Below are 18,667 nucleotides of genomic sequence, written 5' to 3' on the forward strand. Positions count from 1 at the left end.
ATCAGCCCTTGTGGCGGATGGCGTCGATCACCAGCGCCAGCGCGCGCGAGGAATTGCGCCGGCTCGGATAATACGCGTGCAGGCCCGGCCACAGCGGGCACCAGTCTTCCATCACGCTGACCAGGCGGCCCGCGCGCACGTGTTCGCCGACCATCTCCTCGGGCAGGAAGCCGAGGCCGGCGCCGTCGAGCGCGGCCTTCAGGATGTGGTTGGCGGTCGAGAATACGGCCTGGCCGCGCACCCGGGCTTCGATGTCCTGGCCCTCGTGCTTCAGTTCCCAGGCATAGATGCCGCCGCTGCTGGCCAGGCGCAGGTTGATGCAGTTATGCTTCATCAGGTCGGCCACGGATGCCGGCAGCGGACGGCGCGCGAAGTAAGCTGGCGCGCCGACGATGCGCATCCGCACGTCCGGCGTCAGGCGCACGGCGATCATGTCCTTGTCGACCTGGTCGCCATGGCGCACGCCGATGTCGTAGCGTTCGGCGGCGATGTCGACGATGCGGTAGTCGGCGCTGAATTCCACGTGCAGGTCCGGGTACTGCGGCAGCAGCGGCGCGATGCGCGGCCACAGCACGTCGTCGATCACGTGGTCGATGGCCGTGATGCGCACCGTGCCGGAAGGCTTGTCGCCGAGGTCGCTGACGGCGGCGATCTCGGCCTCGATTTCTTCCAGGCGCGGCGCTACGTTTTGCAGCAGGCGCTCGCCGGCCTCGGTCGGCGACACGCTGCGCGTGGTGCGGCTCAGCAGGCGCACGCCGAGACGCGCTTCCAGCGTGCGCACCGTGTGGCTGAGCGCCGATTGCGTCATCCCGAGCTTGGCCGCGGCGCGCGTGAAGCTGCGTTCGCGGGCGACGGCGAGGAAGACGAGGATGTCGTTGATGTTGTCGCGCGCCATGGCTGTCCGGTGGTTCATGAGAAAGGTTTCTTATTCTAGCGCCCGATTGATGAATGGTGTTCATAAGGCTCATCAATGCCGGGCCCGGCCGGGTCCATCGAAACGGGGTAAGATGACCGGCCTCAACCAGACTGCCGATTCATGCGCTTCCTCCTCATCGCCATCGTCCTGATCAGCGTCGCCCTCGTCGGCGCCTGCGCCTTCGCCCCGGCCCGCACGAGCCACGCCTCGCCCCAGTTCCGGGGCGGCAGCTTCGTCAACGCGACGCCCGTGCACGAATTCACGTTCGGCGAGCAGGCGCGCCTGTGGTGGAACTTCATGTTCGACAGGCCGGCCGGCACGACGCCGGCGCAGCCGATTCCGGTGCACACCCTGAGCCGCCAGGCGCTGCTGGACGCCCCCGACAATACGCTCTGGCGCCTGGGCCACTCGACCGTGCTGCTGAAGCTGGACGGCGCCTTTTACCTGACCGATCCGGTCTTTTCGGAGCGCGCCTCGCCCGTGCAGTGGGCCGGTCCGCAGCGCTTCTCGAAAGCGCCGATCGCGATCGCCGAGCTGCCGCCGCTGAAGGCCGTGATCCTCTCGCACGATCATTACGACCACCTCGACCACGCCAGCATCCTGGCCCTCTCGGGCAAGACCGAGCACTTCCTGGCGCCGCTGGGCGTGGGCGACCGTTTGATCAGCTGGGGCGTCCCCGCCGACAAGGTGCAGCAGCTCGACTGGTGGCAGGAGCGCAGCGTCGGCGGCGTCCGCTTCGTCGCCACGCCGGCGCGCCACTTTTCCGGACGCGGCCTGAACGACCGCAATTCCACGCTCTGGGCGTCCTGGGTGATCGCTACAAGCAAGCTGCGCGTCTTCTTCAGCGGCGACAGCGGCTATTTCGACGGCTTCAAGGCCATCGGCGCACGCTTCGGTCCATTCGATGTCGCCCTGGTCGAGACCGGCGCCTACGACAAGCAATGGCCGGACGTGCACATGCAACCCGAGCAGACCCTGCAGGCGGCCCTGGACCTGCGCGGCGCCTGGCTGCTGCCGATCCATAACGGCACCTTCGACCTGGCGCTGCACCGCTGGCAGGAACCGCTCGAGCGCATCAGCGCGCTGGCCGGCGCCCGCGGCCTGCCGCTGGCGACCCCTGGCATCGGCGAGCCGCTGTCCATCGCCCAGCCGCAGGCGGGCGAGGCCTGGTGGCGCACTCTTCAGTAAGCTCGCTTATACTCGTTCTCATCATGATCACGATGGGAGCGGCCAGTGCGTCCAGAAATTCTGTTGTTGGGATCCGGCTGGGTCCCTCAAGTCGATAAGGTGCTCGAGCGCGACTATGTCTGCCACCGGCTGGCGGCCGTCGCGCCGGCGGACCGCGATGCCTTCATCGAGCGTGTCGCGCCCGGCGTGCGCGGCGTGTTCACCACCGGCGTCACCGGCATCGACGCGGCGCTGGCCGACCGCTTGCCCAAGCTCGAGATCGTCGCCGTGCACGGCGTCGGCGTCGATGCGGTCGCCTTCGATGCGCTCGACCCGCGCGGCATTCTTGTCACCAACACGCCCGACGTGCTGACTGAGGACGTGGCCGACCTGGCCGTGAGCCTGCTGCTCGCCAGCAGCCGCCGCATTCCCCAGCTCGACCGCCACGTGCGCGCCGGAGACTGGGAAGCGAAGAAACCCTTGCAGCCCGCGCGCAGCCTGCGCGGCAAGGTGGCCGGCATCGTCGGCCTGGGCCGCATCGGGCGCGCCGTCGCCACGCGCCTGGAAAGCTTCGGCATGGCGATCCGCTACTTCCAGCGCAGCACGGCCGACTGCCTGTATCCGCGCAGCGCCTCGCTGCCGGACCTGGCGCGCGAGAGCGACTATCTCATCGTCTGCGCACCCGGCGGCGCGGCCACGCGTGCGATGATCGACGCGGATGTGCTCGATGCGCTCGGCCCTGAAGGCACCCTGGTCAACATCGCGCGCGGCTCGCTGGTCGACGAAGCGGCGCTGATCGCAGCCTTGCAGGAGGGACGGCTGGGCGCCGCGGCGCTGGATGTGTTCGCCGACGAGCCGCGCGTTCCAGCCGCGCTGCGCGAACTGGACAATGTTGTCCTGACGCCGCACGTCGGCAGTTTCACGGTCGAGACCCGTACCGCGATGGGCATGCTGGCGGCGGCCAACCTCGAGGCGCATTTTGCTGGAAAGCCTTTACCTACGCGGGTTCTGGGCGCGTCCGCCTGAGCAAATCTTTCCCGCAGGCTCGAAATGCGGCGGTTCGTTTCCCGCTGTAAACGCGTTCCGTATCAAACAGCGTACCCAGCCGATAGTTTTTCCAGCAGGGTCTGGAGTTGATCAGTTCTTGGCTCTAGAGTGGTTCCCGGACCTGAGCGGTTACGCGCTGTGCGTGCAGCGAACCGTGCCAGGCATCGAACCCTCATCACGATCGGCGAGCCACATGAAACTGCATTCGACTACCCAGCGCGCACTCCGCAAGCCTGCACTGCGCAACAACATCCTGACCGGCCTGTTCCCGCTCCTGACCGTTGCCGGCGGCGCCGCAGCTGCCCCGACGGCGCCGGCGGCTCCGGCGGCCCCACCCGTGTACAGCGTGATCAACCTCGACCCGGAAGGGGCGATCGCCTACCTCAACGAAAACGGACAGGCGGCGGTCGGCTCCTTCGTGTTCGGGACCAGCGGCTTCTTCGACGGCAACCGCGTCGTGCCCTTCGGCGTGCCGGGGGACACCTCCATCGCTGGACTGAACAACCGCGGCGTGGTCACCGGCGAAACCAGCGAAGGCACAGGGCCGTTCCGGCGTTTCTACGAGTTCACCTGGAGCCTGGGGCGCGGCATGCGTGCCTTGCCGAACGTGCCGAGCCGGGTCTGGGGCATCAACGACCAGGACCAGGTCGTCGGCGACATGACCGAGGCCTCGGGCATCCAGCGCGCGGTGCGCTTCGAGCCGGGCGGCGCGATTACGCCGCTCGGCCCGGTGCCTCTGGGGGTGTCCGCGGTACGCGCCATCGCCAATACGGGCGTTTCCGGCGGCTATGCCGATGACGGCAGCGGGATCCAGCGCGCCACGCTGTGGGATGCGCGCGGCCGCCCGACGAACCTCGGCACCCTGGGCGGGAGCATCGCCGGCACGGCCTTCGTCAACGAGCGTGGCGAGGCGGCCGGCACCTCCTACGACGCGAACGACGCGAACGACGCCGGCTTCTTCTGGAGCCGCGGGAGCGGGATGGTGCCGATCGGTACGCGCAACGGCGGCTCCCGTACGGTGGCCGACCTGAACGACCGCGGCGAGGTCGTCGGCGACACTGCGACGGCGGCCGGCTCGACGGCCTACCAATGGTCGCGTGCCCGCGGCCTGGTGCCGCTGCCGCGCGCGGGCGCGCTCGAATCCGACGTCTTCGACATCAACAACCGCAGCGAGATCGTGGGCGGCGTGCGGCGCCCGAGCGGCTGGCGTGCGGCCCTGTGGCGCGGGCCCGGCGCGCCCATCGACCTGAACACCCGCCTGCAGCGCATCCCCGCCGGCCTGGTGCTCTCGCACGCCGTCGCCATCAACGAAGCCGGCACCATCCTCGCCTTGTCGAATGCCGGCCTGGTCATGCTGCGCCCGGGAACCAAGGGCACCGATGCGCCGGTGCTCGGTCCATTCACCGGCTTGCCCGACAGCGTGACGGTCGGCCAGGAACTGCGGGTCAGCCTCGGCTTCATCGACAACGCGCCGGGCCAGGTGCACACGGCCACGGTGGATTGGGCCGACGGCTGCGCCTCGCCTTCGCCGCTGGTGCGCGAAGCCTACGGCAAGGGCGAGGTCGTCCTGCAGCACCGCTTCTGCGCGCCGGGCGCGCGCACCGTGGTGCTGCGCGTGACGGATTCGGGCGGACGGACCACGGAAGCGCGGCGCGAGATCCTGGTGAACGAGCCGGGCCTGGCGGCGCTCAGCGCGCGCGGCAAGCTGGCTGCTGCCGGTGCGGCCGGCCCCGGCCGTTCGCAGCCGCTGCGCTTCACGCTGTGGGCGCCGCTGGGCGATACCCGGGGGGCGGGCAAGGCGGGCGAGAATGCGGCGCTGGTGCTGCACGGACCGTTTGCCTTCCGCAGCGACAGCGTGGCGGTGACGGGGCGCGCGGGCGCCACGCTGCGCCTGGAAGGCACGGGCCGCTACAACGGCCGCGCCGGTTACCGCTTCCAGCTCGATGCGGCGGATGGGGACAACGCGCGCGGCGGACGCGACCAGATGCGGGTGCGCATCAGCCACGTCGACGCGGCCGGCACGGAGGTGCTCGACTACGACAGCGCCGGAACGGCCAGGGCTGGCGCGAAGATGGCGGCGGCGCTTGCAGGCACCGCCGCACCCGGGCAGATGTCGCCGGTGGACGGTGCGCTAACGCTCAGCAATTAGCAGGCGCGCGGGCGGCTCAGGCGTGTTCGCCGCGACCGTCCGCGCTCGCCGGCAGGAACCAGTTCAGCAGCACGGCGCAGATGCCGCCGGTCGCCACGCCCGATTCGAGGACGTTGCGCAGGGCGGGCGGCATGTGCGCCAGGAACTCCGGCACCTGCGATACGCCCAGGCCCAGCGCCAGCGAAACGGCGATGATGAGCAGGGCGCGGCGGTCGAGCTGGACGCTGGCCAGGATGTTGATGCCGGCGGCGGCCACGGCCCCGAACATCACCATCGCCGCGCCGCCCAGCACCGGTTCCGGCACCGCCTGGATCACGCCGGCCACGGCCGGGAACAGGCCGAGCACGACCAGCATCAGCGCGATCCAGACGCCGATGTGGCGGCTGGCGATGCCGGTCAGCTGGATCACGCCGTTGTTCTGGGCGAAGATCGAGCTGGGGAAGGTGTTGAAGACGCCGGCCAGCAGGCTGTTGGCGCCGTTGAGCAGCACGCCGCCCTTGATGCGCTGCATCCAGAGCGGGCCTTCGACCGGCTGGCGCGAAATCTTGCTCGTGGCGGTGACGTCGCCGATCGCTTCCAGCGAAGTGACGAGATAGATCACGATCATGGGGATGAACAGCGACCAGGAAAAATCGAGACCGAAGTGCAGCGGACGCGGCACCTGGAACAGGGGCGCTTCGTGCATGCCGGTGAAGTCGAGCCGGCCCATCGACGCCGCCAGCGCATAGCCGACTGCCAGGGCGATGACGATGGCGCAGCTGCGCATCCACACGACGGGCACGCGGTTGATGGCGACGATCAGTGCCAGCACCACGCCGGAGAGCAGCAGGTTCTCGCCGTTGGCGAAGGTCCCGTTCTGCATGGCCGCGAAGCCGCCGCCCATGCTGATCAGGCCGACCTTGATCAGGGTAAGGCCGATCATCAGCACCACGATGCCGGTCACCAGCGGCGTGATCATGCGCTTCACGAAAGGCAGGATGCGCGAGACGCCCATCTCGACGAAGGAACCGGCCACCACGACGCCGAAGATCGCGGCCATCACGGCTTCCACCGGCGTGCCCTGTTTCACCATCAGGCTGCCGCCGGCGATCAGGGGACCGACGAAATTGAAGCTGGTGCCCTGCACGATCAGCAGGCCCGCGCCAAGCGGCCCGAAACGGCGGCACTGCACAAAAGTGGCGATGCCGGAAATGACCAGCGACATCGAAACGATCAGGTTGGTGTCGCGCGCCGGCACGCCCAGCGCCTGGCAGATCAGGAGGCCCGGCGTGACGATCGGGACGATAATCGCCAGCAGGTGCTGCAGGGCGGCCAGGATGCCGATCAGGGGACGCGGACGGTCGTCCAGGCCGAGGATCAGGTCCGGGCCGGATGGCGGGGCCAGGGTGGGCGGGGCTTGTTTGGTCATGGACGGGCCTCGGGCAAAACCGTGATTTTACCCCGGCCGGCGCCCTCGTTCAGCGGACAAGTTTGTCCGCACCCTCGTGGAGGATCCGTTCGAGCTGCCCGAGATCGGCCGGCTTGACCAAATGATGGTCGAAGCCCGCCGCCTTCGACAGCGTGAAATCGTGCGCCTGGCCGTAGCCGGTGAGGGCGATCAGCAGGGCCTCGGGGCAGGGACCGTCCTGGCGCAGGCGGCGCGCCAGCTGGTAGCCGTCGATGCCGGGCAGGCCGATGTCGAGGATGTAGGCGTCCACCGGTCCCAGGTCGCGGGCGTCGAGCAGGGCCTGGGCGCCGTCGAACAGGGCGATGCCGTGTCCGCGCGCTTCCAGCGCCGCCTCCAGCGAGGCGCCGGCGTCGCGGTTGTCGTCGACGATCACGATGCGGCGCGGCGTGGACGGCTGCGGCTGGTCCGTGGCCTTGCCCTGAGCGTCGCCCACGGCGTGCAGGGCCGGCGCCTCGATGGTCGGCAGGCGCAGGGTAAAACAGCTGCCCTGGCCGGTGCCGCCGCTCTCGGCTTCGACCGTGCCGCCGTGGTGGGCGGCGATGCTCTGCACCAGCGCCAGGCCGAGACCGAGGCCTCCCTGGGCCCGGTCCGGCGTACGCTCGCCCTGGGTGAAGAGTTCGAACACGTGCGGCAGCAGGCCGGGCGCGATGCCGCTGCCGTTGTCGCGCACGGCCAGCGTGGCCCAGCCATCCAGGATGCGCAGGTCGAGCTCGATGCGACCGTGCTGCTGGGTGTACTTGGCCGCGTTATTGAGCAGGTTCGACACGGCCTGGGTCAGGCGCGTGCGGTCGCCGCTGACCCAGGCGGTGTCGGCCGCCAGGTGCATGAAGAGGTCGTGGTGGCGCGCCTCGATCAGGGGGCGCGCCTGCTCGACGGCGTTGTTGACGACGGTCTTGAGGTCGACCGGCTCGCTTTCCATCTGTACCTGCCCGCGGGTGACGCGCGAGACGTCCAGCAGGTCGTCCACCAGGTCGGTCATGTGGCGCACCTGGCGTCCGATGATGTCGCTGGCGCGCTTGACGTACTCGGCGTCGCCGTAGCGCAGGCGCATTACCTGGGCCGCGGTGCTGATCGGCGCCAGCGGGTTGCGCAGTTCGTGGGCCAGCATCGCGAGGAACTCGTCCTTGCGCTGGTTGGCCTGGCGCAGCGCGTTCTCGGCCAGCTTCTGGTCGTGGATGTCGGTGCAGGTGCCCATCCAGCGGATGATGGCGCCCGATTCGTCGCGCACCGGCAGCGCGCGTCCGAGCACCCAGCGGTAGGCGCCGGAGCGGTGGCGCAGGCGGTATTGCACCTCGTAGGTCTCGCCGCTGGCCAGGCTGCGCGACCAGCGCGCCCAGGCTTCCTCGCGGTCCTCGGGATGGAACATGTTGGCCCAGCGCTCGCCGTCGGTGTCGCCCGGGATTGCGCCCGTGAAGTCGTACCAGCGCTCGTTGTAGTAATCGTGGAAGCCGTCCGGCAGGGTCGACCAGACCATCTGCGGCATGGCGTTGGCGATCGAGCGGAACATCGCTTCGCTGGCGGCCAGCGCGCCGGCGTTGCGCAGGCGTTCGCTCGCGGTGCGGGTGCGCTCGGCCACTTCGCGCACCAGGTTGATGTCGTCCGCGCTCCAGCTGCGCGGGCGCGCGCTGTTAACGTAGACCAGCGCCACCAGCCGGCCGTCTTCCAGCACCGGCAGGTCGACGAAGGCGCAGGAGTCGAGTGCGGCCAGGGCCGAAGCGGCATGCGCCGTGCGCGGGTCGAGCGCGACGTCGCCGATGGCGACCGGCGTGCCGGCCTTCAGATCGTCGATGAAGTCGCCGAAGGCGCGCAGGTCGATGTTCTCGGGCAGCACGGCGGCGCCGGGCAGCTGCCAGTTGCCGCTCAGCCGCACCGAGTCGCCCGCGCCCGCAGTGGCGAAGCCGACCCGGCTCGCGCCCAGGGTCTCGCCGAGGATGCGGCAGGCGCCGTCGACGATGTCCTGGGCGTTCGCGGCGTCGCGCACCAGGTCGGTCATGCGGAACAGCGCGTCGCGCCGGATCTCGATCAGGACGCGGTCGGTGACGTCGGTGCCGAGGATGAAAATGCCGTCGATGGCGCCGGCCGCGTCGCGCACCGGCTGCAGCACGAAGTCGATGTAGCGCTCGCTGACGGGGCCGTCCGGCACCACCTGCATGCCGTACTTGGCGCTGGCGGCCGTGATCGGAACGCCGGTGCGGTAGACCTCGTCGAGCATGGCGACATAGCCCTGGGCGGCGACGTCCTGCAGCACCTCGGCCATGGGCCGGTCGACCACGTCGCGGTGGCCGATCAGGCGCCGGTAGCCCGGATTGATGAACTCGAACTCGTGCTCCGGACCATGCAGCAGGGCCATGAAGATCGGGGCTTCCTCGAACAGCCCGGTGAACTCGCGCCTGCGTTTGTAGTCCAGGTCGTGCGGGGAGGGTGCGTTCATGCTGGTTTCCGGGCTGTGCGGCGTATGGAGGAGGGCCTGGTGGAGCGATGCCGCGTGCTCGACCGGTCTGGCGAAACCGGCATCATACCGTGCCGGACGGGCCAGCGCGCATTCGCTGCCCGGCAGTGCAGGCACGACGCGACCATGCACCATTCAGGTGCATCCGCGCACCTGGCCGCGGCGCCCGGAAAAGGAGGAATGGTTCCCGGTCAACCGTGCCGCCTGCTATCGAGAATGTCTTTATCATAAGCCGAATGCCCAGCCGGCCTTGAAAGGTGCCCGCTGGAGTCCCACCACGCGGGCCGCCCCGGCGCCCACCAGTTCGGAAGGTTTTAACGATATGGACGACTTGAGCGACATGAAGCTGTCGCGGCGCGACTTGCTCATCAGCGGCGCCGCTGCGGCCACCAGCGCTGCGATTCCCGGGGCGGCACTGGCCCAGGCCCAGGGAGCCGGGGCAGCAGCGCCGCAACCCGTGAACCCGCCGCCCACGATGGCGAAAACCACGCTGCGCGTGAACGGCCAGCGGCGCGAACTGACCCTCGACACCCGCACCAGCCTGCTCGACGCCCTGCGCGAGCATATAAAACTGTCCGGCACCAAGAAGGGCTGCGACCAGGGGCAGTGCGGCGCCTGCACGGTGATCGTCAACGGCCGCCGCATCAATTCCTGCCTGTCGCTGGCGATCATGCACGACGGCGACGAGATCACGACCATCGAAGGCCTGGGCACGCCCGATAAACTTCATCCGATGCAGGCGGCCTTCGTGAAGCACGACGGCTACCAGTGCGGCTATTGCACGCCGGGTCAGATCTGTTCGGCCGTGGCGACCCTCGACGAGATCCGCCAGGGCATCCCGAGCCACGTCAGCGCCGACCTCAACGTCAAGCCGCTGCTGAGCGTGGACGAGATCCGCGAACGCATGAGCGGCAACATCTGCCGCTGCGGCGCGTACTCGAACATCCTCGACGCCATCACCGAAGTCGGAGGGCTCAAGGCATGAAGGCATTCACCTACGAAAAAGCGCGCACCCCGGCCGAAGCCGCCGCCGCCGCCGAGCGCCATCCCGGCTCGCGCTTCATCGCCGGCGGCACCAACCTGCTCGACCTGATGAAGCTCGAGATCGAGGCGCCGCCGCACCTGATCGACGTCAACGGCCTGAAGCTCGACCGCATCGAGCCGCTGGACAACGGCGGCCTGCGCGTCGGCGCCCTCGTGAGGAATACCGATCTCGCGGCCGATCCGCGCGTGCGGCGCGACTACGGCGTGCTGGCGCGGGCCCTGCTGGCCGGCGCATCGGCCCAGCTGCGCAACAAGGCCACCACGGCCGGCAATCTGCTGCAGCGCACCCGCTGTCCCTACTTCTACGACACCAACCTGCCGTGCAACAAGCGCGTGCCGGGCAGCGGCTGTTCGGCGATCGGCGGCTATACGCGCAACCACGCCATCGTCGGCCAGAGCGAAGCCTGTATCGCGACCCACCCGAGCGACATGGCGGTGGCCATGCAACTGCTCGACGCCGGGGTGGAGACGGTGCGCGCCAACGGCAGCACGCGCGTGATCCCGATCGCCGACTTTTACCGCTTGCCGGGGAATACCCCGCACATCGAAAACACCCTGCAGTCGGGCGAACTGATTACCAGCGTGGTGCTGCCGCGTCCCCTGGGCGGCGCACACTTCTACCGCAAGGTGCGCGACCGCGCCTCCTATGCCTTTGCCCTGGTGTCGGTGGCGGCGGTCGTCCAGCGCGACGGCAGCGGCCGCGTGGCACTCGGCGGCGTGGCCCACAAACCCTGGCGCGTGCCGGCGGCCGACGCCGCCATGCCGCGCGGCGCCGGCGCCACCGTCGACACCCTGCTGGCCGGGGCGAAGACGACGAGCGAAAACGCCTATAAAGTCCCGCTGGTCCGGCGCACGCTGGAAGCGGTGCTGGTCGACGCGAAGAAAGGCTGAGGACATGAAATTCGATACGCCCGCCACCACCAACCCGATCGACCAGCTCAAAGTCGTCGGCAAGCCGCTCGACCGCATCGACGGCCCCTATAAAACCACCGGCACCGCGCCCTATGCCTACGAGCAGCATGCGGCGGCGCCGAACCCGGCCTACGGCTACATCATCGGCGCCGCCGTCGCCAAGGGCCGCATCGCCTCGATCGACACGGCCGCCGCCAAGCGCGCGCCCGGCGTGCTCGCGGTCGTCACCTATGAAAACGCCGGCAAGATCGACAAGGGCAAATACAACACGGCGCGCCTGCTGGCCGGTCCGGAAGTGCAGCACTACCACCAGGCCGTGGCCGTGGTGGTGGCCGAGACCTTCGAGCAGGCACGGGCCGCATCGAGCCTGGTCAAGGTGGAATACGTCAAGGCCAAGGGCCAGTACGACCTGAAGCAGGCATCGAGGAGCGCCAAGCTGCCGAAGAAGGAAGAAAAGCCGGAAACGAAAGCCGGGGACTTCGCCTCGGCCTTTGCGAGCGCGCCGGTGAAGCTGGACGCCACCTACACCACGCCCGACCAGTCGCACGCGATGATGGAACCGCATGCCTCGCTGGCCGTCTGGGAGGGCGACAAGCTCACCGTCTGGACGGCGAACCAGATGATCAACTGGAGCCGGGAAGACATGGCCAGGACGCTCGGCATCCCCAAGGACAATGTGCGCCTGGTCTCGCCCTTCGTCGGCGGCGGCTTCGGCGGCAAGCTGTTCCTGCGTTCCGAGGCGCTGATGGCGGCCCTGGGCGCCCGTGCGGCCGGCCGTCCGGTCAAGATCGCATTGCAGCGCGCGCTGATGTTCAACAACACCACGCACCGCCCGGCGACCATCCAGCGCATCCGCATCGGCGCCACCCGCGAGGGCCGGATCACGGCGATCGCCCACGAAAGCACCTCCGGCGACCTGCCGGGCGGCCAGCCGGAAACGGCGGTCCAGCAGACGCGCCTCCTGTACGCGGGGCCGAACCGCTTCACCCAGCTGAAACTGGCGACGCTGGACCTGCCGGAAGCGAACGCGATGCGCGCACCCGGCGAGGCGCCCGGCATGATGGCGCTGGAAATCGCGATCGACGAGATGGCGGAAAAGCTGAAGATGGACCCGGTCACCTTCCGCATCGTCAACGACACGACGGTGGACCCGGAAAACCGCTCGCGCAAGTTCTCGCAGCGCCGTTTCGTCGAATGCATGCGCCAGGGCGCCGAGCGCTTCGGCTGGAAGAACCGCAACCCGGAACCTGGCAAGCGGCGCGAGGGGCGCTGGCTGATCGGCATGGGCGTGGCCTCGGCCTTCCGCAACAACATGAACATGAAGTCGGCCGCGCGCGTGCGGCTCGAAAAAAACGGCAGCGTCACGGTCGAAACCGACATGACCGACATCGGCACCGGCAGCTACACCATCATCGCCCAGACCGCGGCCGAGATGATGGGTCTGCCGATCGAGAAGGTGGCCGTGCGCCTGGGCGATTCGAGCTTCCCGGTATCGTCCGGTTCGGGCGGGCAGTGGGGCGGCAACTCGTCCACGGCCGGCGTGTATGCCGCCTGCGTCAAGCTGCGCGAGATGCTTGCCGCCAAGGCCGGGCTCGATCCGGCCACCAGCGAGTTCGCCGACGGGGCGGTGCGCCTCGGCACGCGCTCGGTGCCGCTGGCCCAGCTCGCACGCGACGGCGAGGTCACGGCCGAGGACATGATGGAGTACGGCGACCTGGAGAAGAAGACCCAGCAGTCGACCTTCGGCTCCCACTTCGTCGAGGTGGCGGTCGATTCCGCCACCGGCGAGGTGCGCGTGCGGCGCATGCTGGCCGTGTGCGCGGCGGGGCGCATCCTCAACCCGAAGTCGGCGCGCAGCCAGGTGATCGGCGCGATGACGATGGGCGTGGGCGCGGCGCTGATGGAGCACCTGGTGGTCGACAAGCGGATCGGCTTTTTTGTGAACCACGACCTGGCCGGCTACGAGGTGCCCGTGCACGGCGACATCCCGCATCAGGAAGTCGTGTTCCTCGACGAGACCGACCCGATGAGCTCGCCGATGAAGGCCAAGGGCGTGGGCGAGCTCGGCATCTGCGGCGTAGCGGCGGCGGTGGCGAACGCGATCTACAACGCCACCGGCGTGCGCGTGCGCGATTATCCGATCACGCTCGACAAGCTGTTGCCGAAGCTGCCGGCGTACGTTTGACCACGCTTTTGTAGGGTGGGCACTCCGTGCCCACGCGGTACGCACGGCTCTGGCATACGTGGCGCTGATTATGCGCTCGTGCCTTGTCGGGTGCCCTACGGACGTGCGCGACACGGGTGTCGTTTGCGATACGAGCAATCAGGCATTGCCGCAGGTGTGAGCATGGACACGTACCGCGTGGGCACGGAGTGCCCACCCTACAACGCCGAAGGAGAAGCAAAACATGGAATGGATGGCCGATCCGAACATCTGGATAGGGTTCTCGACCCTCGTGGTGCTCGAGATCGTGCTCGGCATCGACAACCTGATCTTCATCGCCATCCTCGCGGAAAAGCTGCCGCCCGAGCAGCGCGACCGCGCGCGCTTGCTCGGCCTCTCGCTGGCGATGCTGATGCGGGTCGGCCTGCTGACCATGATCTCCTGGATCGTGTCGCTGACCGAACCCCTGTTCACGCTCGGCAGCCTGGATTTGTCGGGACGCGATCTGATCCTGCTGCTGGGCGGCCTGTTCCTGTTGTTCAAGGCGACCATGGAGCTGCACGAGCGGGTAGAAGGAAAGACCGCGCAAGGCAGCAGCGTCGTCGAATACGCGAGCTTCACGGTCGTGGTGGCCCAGATCATCGCGCTCGATGCCGTGTTCTCGCTCGATTCCGTGATCACCGCGGTCGGCATGGTCGACGAGCTGTGGGTGATGATGGCGGCCGTGGTGGTGGCGATGGGCGTGATGCTGTTCGCCTCGAAGACCCTGACCGCTTTCGTGAACGCCCACCCGACCGTGGTCGTGCTGTGCCTGAGCTTTCTCTTGATGATCGGGCTGTCCCTGATTGCCGAGGGCTTCGGCTTCCACATCCCGAAGAGTTACCTGTACGCGGCGATCGGCTTCTCGGTGGCGATCGAGGCCCTGAACCAGATGGCCTCGCGCAACCTGGCGCGGGAGGAAAGCCGCGTGCCGCTGCGCGAGCGCACGGCCGACGCCATCCTGCGCATGCTGGGCGGGACCAGTGCGCCGGCCGCCGGCGCCGGCGACGCGCCGCGCGCAACCCGGGACGAGGAAGCCTTCGAGCCGGCCGAACGCCACATGGTCAGCGGCGTACTGAGCCTGTCGCAGCGCTCGATCCGCTCGATCATGACCAACCGCGCCGACATCTCCTGGATCGACATCGATTCCCCGGCCGAGGTGATCCGCGGCCAGATCATGGAGACGCCGCACAGCTTCTTCCCGGTCTGCAAGGGGCAGCTCGACGAGATCATCGGCGTGGTGCGGGCACGTGACCTGATGGCCGACCTGGCCCTGGGCGGACGGATCGACCCGGCCCACGTGCGAACGCCCATCATCATTCCCGAGACGGGCGACGTGCTGAAGGTGATGGACACCCTGAAGCGCTCGCACGGCCAGCTGGTGCTGATCGCCGACGAATACGGGACGCTACAGGGCCTGGTGACGCCGATCGATATCCTGGAAGCGATCGCCGGCGAATTCCCCGACGAGGACGAGCAGCCGGCCGTGCTGCGCCAGGGACCAGGGAGCTGGCGCATCGATGGCGCAGCCGACCTGCACGACGTGGAACGGGAACTGGGCGTCGACACGCTGGTGAGCGAGAGCGACGACTATAGTTCGCTGGCCGGCTTCCTGCTTGAGCGCCTGGGCGCCTTGCCCGCGGTCGGCGAACAGGTCGTGGTCGACGACCTGCGCTTCGAGGTGGCCGAGGTCGAAGACCGGCGCATCGCTTGCGTCCTCGTTACGCGCGTCGCGGCCGATGCGACTGCGCAGCGCGGCGGGCGCAATGGCCGGGGCCCAGGCGCGCCGCGCCCCCGCTGATTCCCTACAAGCTGGGCTTACACAGGAATGACCGAAGTCCCACCGCCGGCCGCGCCGTAGTTCTGCAGGTCGCCGAAGGGCAGGCGGCGCTCGTTCAGGGCCTTCAAAATGGCCGCCAGCTGCTCCTCGTCCGGCGAGATGTAGACGATCACCTGGTCGAGCTCGTTCTCGAAATAGGGCGTGTAGGGCACGTCGGTTTCCGGCATGACCTTGGCGACGTAGTGGCCGTCCTGCAGCTCGCCGAAGACGGTGACGAGGGTGGCGGCGGTGGTGCTGTTGTTGACGGTGAGTTCCATGGTTCTCCTGTGGGTTGGCGCCCGCTGCGTGCGCATGGCAGCGTGTGAGCACCATCTTCGCGCCAAACCGGCTCAGGCGGCGCAGCTTTGCCGTACGTAAACTGCTATGGCCTAATGCCAGTCCGTTGAGCGGAACTGCTAGTTGGCCGTCGTGCACCGTAGGGTGGGCTCTCCGAGCCCACGCGGTGATACGTATCGGTTCCCATGACGTATCGACGATCTTGAAGGCACGTATCCGCGTGGGCTCGGAGAGCCCACCCTACGGTGCGCACCTGTCTCGGCCTGAGCGACCGACATTGGCCCATGGCCTCACAGGCGCAAGGCATTCGCCCGCAGGTAATCGTCCATTACCTCGATCGACGGACTGCCAGCCGCCAGCCCGACATAGGTGTCGGGCCTGAGCAGGTAGACCGCATGCTCGGCCAGTCCGGCCGCGGCGCAGGCGGCGTTCCACTCGAACTGGCGCAGCGTCACCCCGTGCAGGGCGCACCAGGTGACGATGTCCGGCCGCGCCTGGCCGTAGACGTGCACCTGCCAGCCGGGCTCGGGCAGCGGGGCGAAATTGTCGCCGCCGTCTTTCTGGATCCAGGGCAGGCGGTCGCCGCCGTGCACCTTGCCGGCGCTGCCCCCGTTGAGCGGCGCGGTCCGGTAGTGCACCAGGGTTTGCGAGATGGTGCGAAACAGGAATTCGCGCGCGCCGGGCAGCTTGGCCACCAGCGGCATGATGCGCGGGACCACGCCCGTGCGCACGATCTCGGCCACGGGACCGTCGGCTGTGAGGAAGCTGAAGGCGCGGTCGGTCGTATGCACCAGGCGCCGGGCGAAGGGCAGGCGCTCGGCTTCGTAGCTGTCGAGCAGTTCCTCGGGCGCTTGCCCTTTCGCGACGGCGGCCAGCTTCCAGGCGAGGTTGATGGCGTCGCCGATGCCGGTATTCATGCCCTGGCCGCCGGCCGGGCTGTGGATGTGGCCGGCGTCGCCGACGAGAAAGGCGCGTCCGCGCCGGAAGTGATCGGCGACGCGGTGGTGCACCCGGTAGGTCGAGAACCAGTTCACCATGCGCACGCTGATCATCAGGTTGTCGATCGCGCGCTGGCTGACGTCGGAAAACTGCAGCTGGTCTGCGTGCTCGGCCCGGTCCTCGCGCACGGTGCCCACCAGGCGGCCGCGGCCCTTCGGCGCGGTGGCGAACACGGCCAGCAGGTCCGATTCGTCCAGGTCGAGGTTGAGTTCGCCGTTCAGGGCGGGGCTGTCGCCTTCGATGTCGGCCACGTAGAAGACCTGCCGATAGGTGCCGCCGGGGAAACCGACATCCATGATTTCGCGCACCTTCGAGCGCGCGCCGTCGCAGCCCACCAGCCAGCGGGCGGCGCAGCGTTCTTCGGCCCCCCTTGCATCGACGAGCGTCGCTTCCACATGGCCGCCGCGGTCCTGGAAACCCGTCAGGCTGACATTGCGTTCGACCTCGATGCCGGCCGCCGCCAGGCGATCCACCAGCAGCCGCTCGTGGCGGTCCTGCGGGTAGATGAAGAAGAAGGGGTAGGGCGTCAGCCCGGCGCCGATCGCGCCCAGCGGGATGCGTGCGCGGTGCTCGCCTTCGGCCCAGAGATTGAAGAACTCGATGGGGTGGCCGGCGTCCACCACGGGCTGGGCCAGGTCGAGCTGGCGGTAGAGCTCGAGCGTGCGCGCCTGCACGGCCAGCGCGCGCGAAGTCGTGCCGGGGCCGGGCGCGGCGTCGACGATGCGCGGGGTGACGCCGCAGGCGTGCAGCCACAGTGCCAGCACCAGGCCGCTGGGGCCGGCGCCGACGATCAGGATTTCGGACTCTTTCATGGCCGCTCCCGGTTCGGATGTCCTCCATGGCCATGCTACGCCGGATTGCTGTATCGCGTGGGACCATATCGTGTCGCCAGCTGCATGGCGCGCGGCCCGCAAAGGTGTTGGCTTTGCGCCCCGCACACGTGCGCCGCCGGTCCCCGTCTGCCCGCATCATGTGGCTGGAACAGACCAGCCGGGAGGAATGGTGAGCGCACACACTGCAGGTCCGATCCGCCGCATCGGCGTGCTCACCGGCGGCGGCGACGCCCCCGGCCTGAACGGCGTGATCCGCGCCGTCGTGCTGGCGGCCGAGCGCCTCGGCTGGGAGTGTTACGGCATCCGCGACGGCTTCAACGGCCTGCTCGCGCCCGAGACCTGCGCCGGCGAACCGGTGCTGCGCCTGCGCGGCCTGGACGTGCAATCGATCGGCCACCTGGGCGGCACCATCCTCGGCAGCACCAACCGCGGCAATCCCTTGCACTATCCAGGCATCGGCGTGGACGGTGCGCCCGTCGAGCGCGACCGCACGCAGGAGGTGGCAGACCTGTGCCAGTCGCGCGGCCTGGATGCGCTGGTGATCGTCGGCGGCGACGGCTCGATGGGCATCGCCCAGGCCCTGCATACGCACGGCTTGCGCGTGGTCGGCGTACCGAAAACCATCGACAACGACCTCGACCGCACCTTCTTCACCTTCGGCTTCGATACGGCGGTCGGCTTCGCCGCCGAGTGCATCGACCGCCTGCAGACCACGGCCCACAGCCAGCACCGGGTGATGGTGGTCGAGGTGATGGGCCGCTACGCCGGCTGGATCGCCCTGCACGCGGGCATCGCCGGCGGCGCCCACGCGATTCTGCTGCCCGAGATTCCCTACCGTATCGAACCCGTGCTGGAAGCGATTGCGCGGCGCGACGCCGGCGGCCACCACCATGCGATCGTCGTTGCCGCCGAAGGCGCGCAGGAGCTGGGCGGCGAGCGCGCCGTCAAGGCGGCCGCCGCCGAAGGACATGCCGAGCGCCTGGGCGGCATCGGCGCGCGCCTCGAAGCCCAGCTTGCCGCATGCGGCAAGGAGTGCCGCAGCGTCGTGCTCGGCCACCTGCTGCGCGACGGCAGTCCGTCCAGTTTCGACCGCGTGATCGCGGCCCGTTTCGGCGCGGCGGCGGTGCGCGCGCTGGCCGCCGGGCAGCACGGCGTCATGGTCGCGCTCGGCCCACAGGCCATCGAGCTGGTGCCGCTGGCGGAGGTCGCCGGCCGCACCCGTACCGTGCCGGCCGACGGCGACACCATCGACACTGCCCGTGAACTGGGCATTTGCCTCGGCGATGGCTGAATGACACGCATTTGACCCGCGTTTCAATAACATTTTATTACTTTTGTAAGGCTTGTCTTACACCCTTTGGGCGCGCGTGCCGATCCCCGATGCA

General features: G+C 68.8%; 13 protein-coding genes. 8 read left to right on the forward strand and 5 right to left on the reverse strand.

Features of this window, described 5'->3' with window-relative positions; genetic code table 11:
- Window position 1 precedes the first annotated feature (1 nt).
- Complete coding sequence (locus ACFPQ5_RS08905) at window positions 2-895, reverse strand: LysR family transcriptional regulator (protein ID WP_379760053.1); 894 nt, start codon at window positions 893-895, stop codon at window positions 2-4.
- 141 nt (window positions 896-1,036) lie between these two features.
- On the opposite strand from ACFPQ5_RS08905, the gene ACFPQ5_RS08910 reads away from it, so the two are divergent.
- From ACFPQ5_RS08910 to ACFPQ5_RS08920, 3 genes are all read left to right on the forward strand, one after another.
- Entirely contained in the window at window positions 1,037-2,104 is a 1,068-nt protein-coding gene (locus ACFPQ5_RS08910; RefSeq protein WP_379753756.1) for an MBL fold metallo-hydrolase, read from the forward strand.
- 45 nt (window positions 2,105-2,149) lie between these two features.
- Window positions 2,150-3,109, forward strand: a complete 960-nt coding sequence (locus tag ACFPQ5_RS08915; RefSeq protein ID WP_379753759.1) for a 2-hydroxyacid dehydrogenase — start codon at window positions 2,150-2,152, stop codon at window positions 3,107-3,109.
- Window positions 3,110-3,323: 214 nt separating this feature from the next.
- Window positions 3,324-5,279, forward strand: coding sequence for a hypothetical protein (locus ACFPQ5_RS08920; RefSeq protein ID WP_379753762.1), 1,956 nt, complete (start codon window positions 3,324-3,326; stop codon window positions 5,277-5,279).
- Between the two features lie 16 nt (window positions 5,280-5,295).
- Here the strand turns inward: ACFPQ5_RS08920 and ACFPQ5_RS08925 are convergent, their stop codons facing one another.
- Window positions 5,296-6,687: a nucleobase:cation symporter-2 family protein gene (locus tag ACFPQ5_RS08925; protein ID WP_379753765.1), complete on the reverse strand. Its 1,392-nt coding sequence runs from the start codon at window positions 6,685-6,687 to the stop codon at window positions 5,296-5,298.
- Window positions 6,688-6,736: 49 nt separating this feature from the next.
- Window positions 6,737-9,157 carry an ATP-binding protein gene (locus ACFPQ5_RS08930; RefSeq protein ID WP_379753768.1) on the reverse strand — a complete coding sequence of 807 codons (2,421 nt, stop codon included), beginning with the start codon at window positions 9,155-9,157 and terminating at the stop codon, window positions 6,737-6,739.
- A 340-nt stretch (window positions 9,158-9,497) separates the two neighbouring features.
- On the opposite strand from ACFPQ5_RS08930, the gene paoA reads away from it, so the two are divergent.
- The 4 genes from paoA to ACFPQ5_RS08950 all read left to right on the forward strand — a co-directional run bounded on the left by paoA (window position 9,498) and on the right by ACFPQ5_RS08950 (window position 15,135).
- Entirely contained in the window at window positions 9,498-10,160 is a 663-nt protein-coding gene (gene paoA, locus ACFPQ5_RS08935) for an aldehyde dehydrogenase iron-sulfur subunit PaoA (RefSeq protein ID WP_379753770.1), read from the forward strand.
- Complete coding sequence (locus ACFPQ5_RS08940; protein ID WP_379753773.1) at window positions 10,157-11,110, forward strand: FAD binding domain-containing protein; 954 nt, start codon at window positions 10,157-10,159, stop codon at window positions 11,108-11,110. Before paoA ends, ACFPQ5_RS08940 begins: the two co-directional genes overlap by 4 nt.
- Before the next feature lie 4 nt (window positions 11,111-11,114).
- Window positions 11,115-13,316 carry an aldehyde oxidoreductase molybdenum-binding subunit PaoC gene (gene paoC, locus ACFPQ5_RS08945; RefSeq protein WP_379753776.1) on the forward strand — a complete coding sequence of 734 codons (2,202 nt, stop codon included), beginning with the start codon at window positions 11,115-11,117 and terminating at the stop codon, window positions 13,314-13,316.
- Window positions 13,317-13,539: 223 nt separating this feature from the next.
- Window positions 13,540-15,135, forward strand: coding sequence for a TerC family protein (locus tag ACFPQ5_RS08950; RefSeq protein ID WP_379753779.1), 1,596 nt, complete (start codon window positions 13,540-13,542; stop codon window positions 15,133-15,135).
- A 17-nt stretch (window positions 15,136-15,152) separates the two neighbouring features.
- Here the strand turns inward: ACFPQ5_RS08950 and ACFPQ5_RS08955 are convergent, their stop codons facing one another.
- Both ACFPQ5_RS08955 and ACFPQ5_RS08960 read right to left on the reverse strand, forming a co-directional pair.
- Entirely contained in the window at window positions 15,153-15,431 is a 279-nt protein-coding gene (locus ACFPQ5_RS08955) for a hypothetical protein (protein WP_379753781.1), read from the reverse strand.
- 309 nt (window positions 15,432-15,740) lie between these two features.
- Window positions 15,741-17,261, reverse strand: coding sequence for an FAD-dependent monooxygenase (locus ACFPQ5_RS08960; protein ID WP_379753783.1), 1,521 nt, complete (start codon window positions 17,259-17,261; stop codon window positions 15,741-15,743).
- Between the two features lie 190 nt (window positions 17,262-17,451).
- On the opposite strand from ACFPQ5_RS08960, the gene ACFPQ5_RS08965 reads away from it, so the two are divergent.
- Complete coding sequence (locus ACFPQ5_RS08965; protein ID WP_379753786.1) at window positions 17,452-18,573, forward strand: 6-phosphofructokinase; 1,122 nt, start codon at window positions 17,452-17,454, stop codon at window positions 18,571-18,573.
- The last annotated feature ends 94 nt before the right edge of the window (window positions 18,574-18,667 follow it).

It is taken from the genome of Massilia suwonensis, assembly GCF_042655665.1.
Classification (GTDB): Bacteria; Pseudomonadota; Gammaproteobacteria; order Burkholderiales; family Burkholderiaceae_D; genus Telluria; species Telluria suwonensis.

What these genes read in the sequence shown, in the direction of transcription:
- ACFPQ5_RS08905 (WP_379760053.1), bottom strand. Translation starts at nt 895, where the DNA reads ATGGCGCGCGACAACATCAACGACATCCTCGTCTTCCTCGCCGTCGCC.
- ACFPQ5_RS08910 (WP_379753756.1), top strand. Translation starts at nt 1,037, where the DNA reads ATGCGCTTCCTCCTCATCGCCATCGTCCTGATCAGCGTCGCCCTCGTC.
- ACFPQ5_RS08920 (WP_379753762.1), top strand. Translation starts at nt 3,324, where the DNA reads ATGAAACTGCATTCGACTACCCAGCGCGCACTCCGCAAGCCTGCACTG.
- ACFPQ5_RS08925 (WP_379753765.1), bottom strand. Translation starts at nt 6,687, where the DNA reads ATGACCAAACAAGCCCCGCCCACCCTGGCCCCGCCATCCGGCCCGGAC.
- ACFPQ5_RS08930 (WP_379753768.1), bottom strand. Translation starts at nt 9,157, where the DNA reads ATGAACGCACCCTCCCCGCACGACCTGGACTACAAACGCAGGCGCGAG.
- paoA (WP_379753770.1), top strand. Translation starts at nt 9,498, where the DNA reads ATGGACGACTTGAGCGACATGAAGCTGTCGCGGCGCGACTTGCTCATC.
- ACFPQ5_RS08940 (WP_379753773.1), top strand. Translation starts at nt 10,157, where the DNA reads ATGAAGGCATTCACCTACGAAAAAGCGCGCACCCCGGCCGAAGCCGCC.
- paoC (WP_379753776.1), top strand. Translation starts at nt 11,115, where the DNA reads ATGAAATTCGATACGCCCGCCACCACCAACCCGATCGACCAGCTCAAA.
- ACFPQ5_RS08950 (WP_379753779.1), top strand. Translation starts at nt 13,540, where the DNA reads ATGGAATGGATGGCCGATCCGAACATCTGGATAGGGTTCTCGACCCTC.
- ACFPQ5_RS08955 (WP_379753781.1), bottom strand. Translation starts at nt 15,431, where the DNA reads ATGGAACTCACCGTCAACAACAGCACCACCGCCGCCACCCTCGTCACC.
- ACFPQ5_RS08960 (WP_379753783.1), bottom strand. Translation starts at nt 17,261, where the DNA reads ATGAAAGAGTCCGAAATCCTGATCGTCGGCGCCGGCCCCAGCGGCCTG.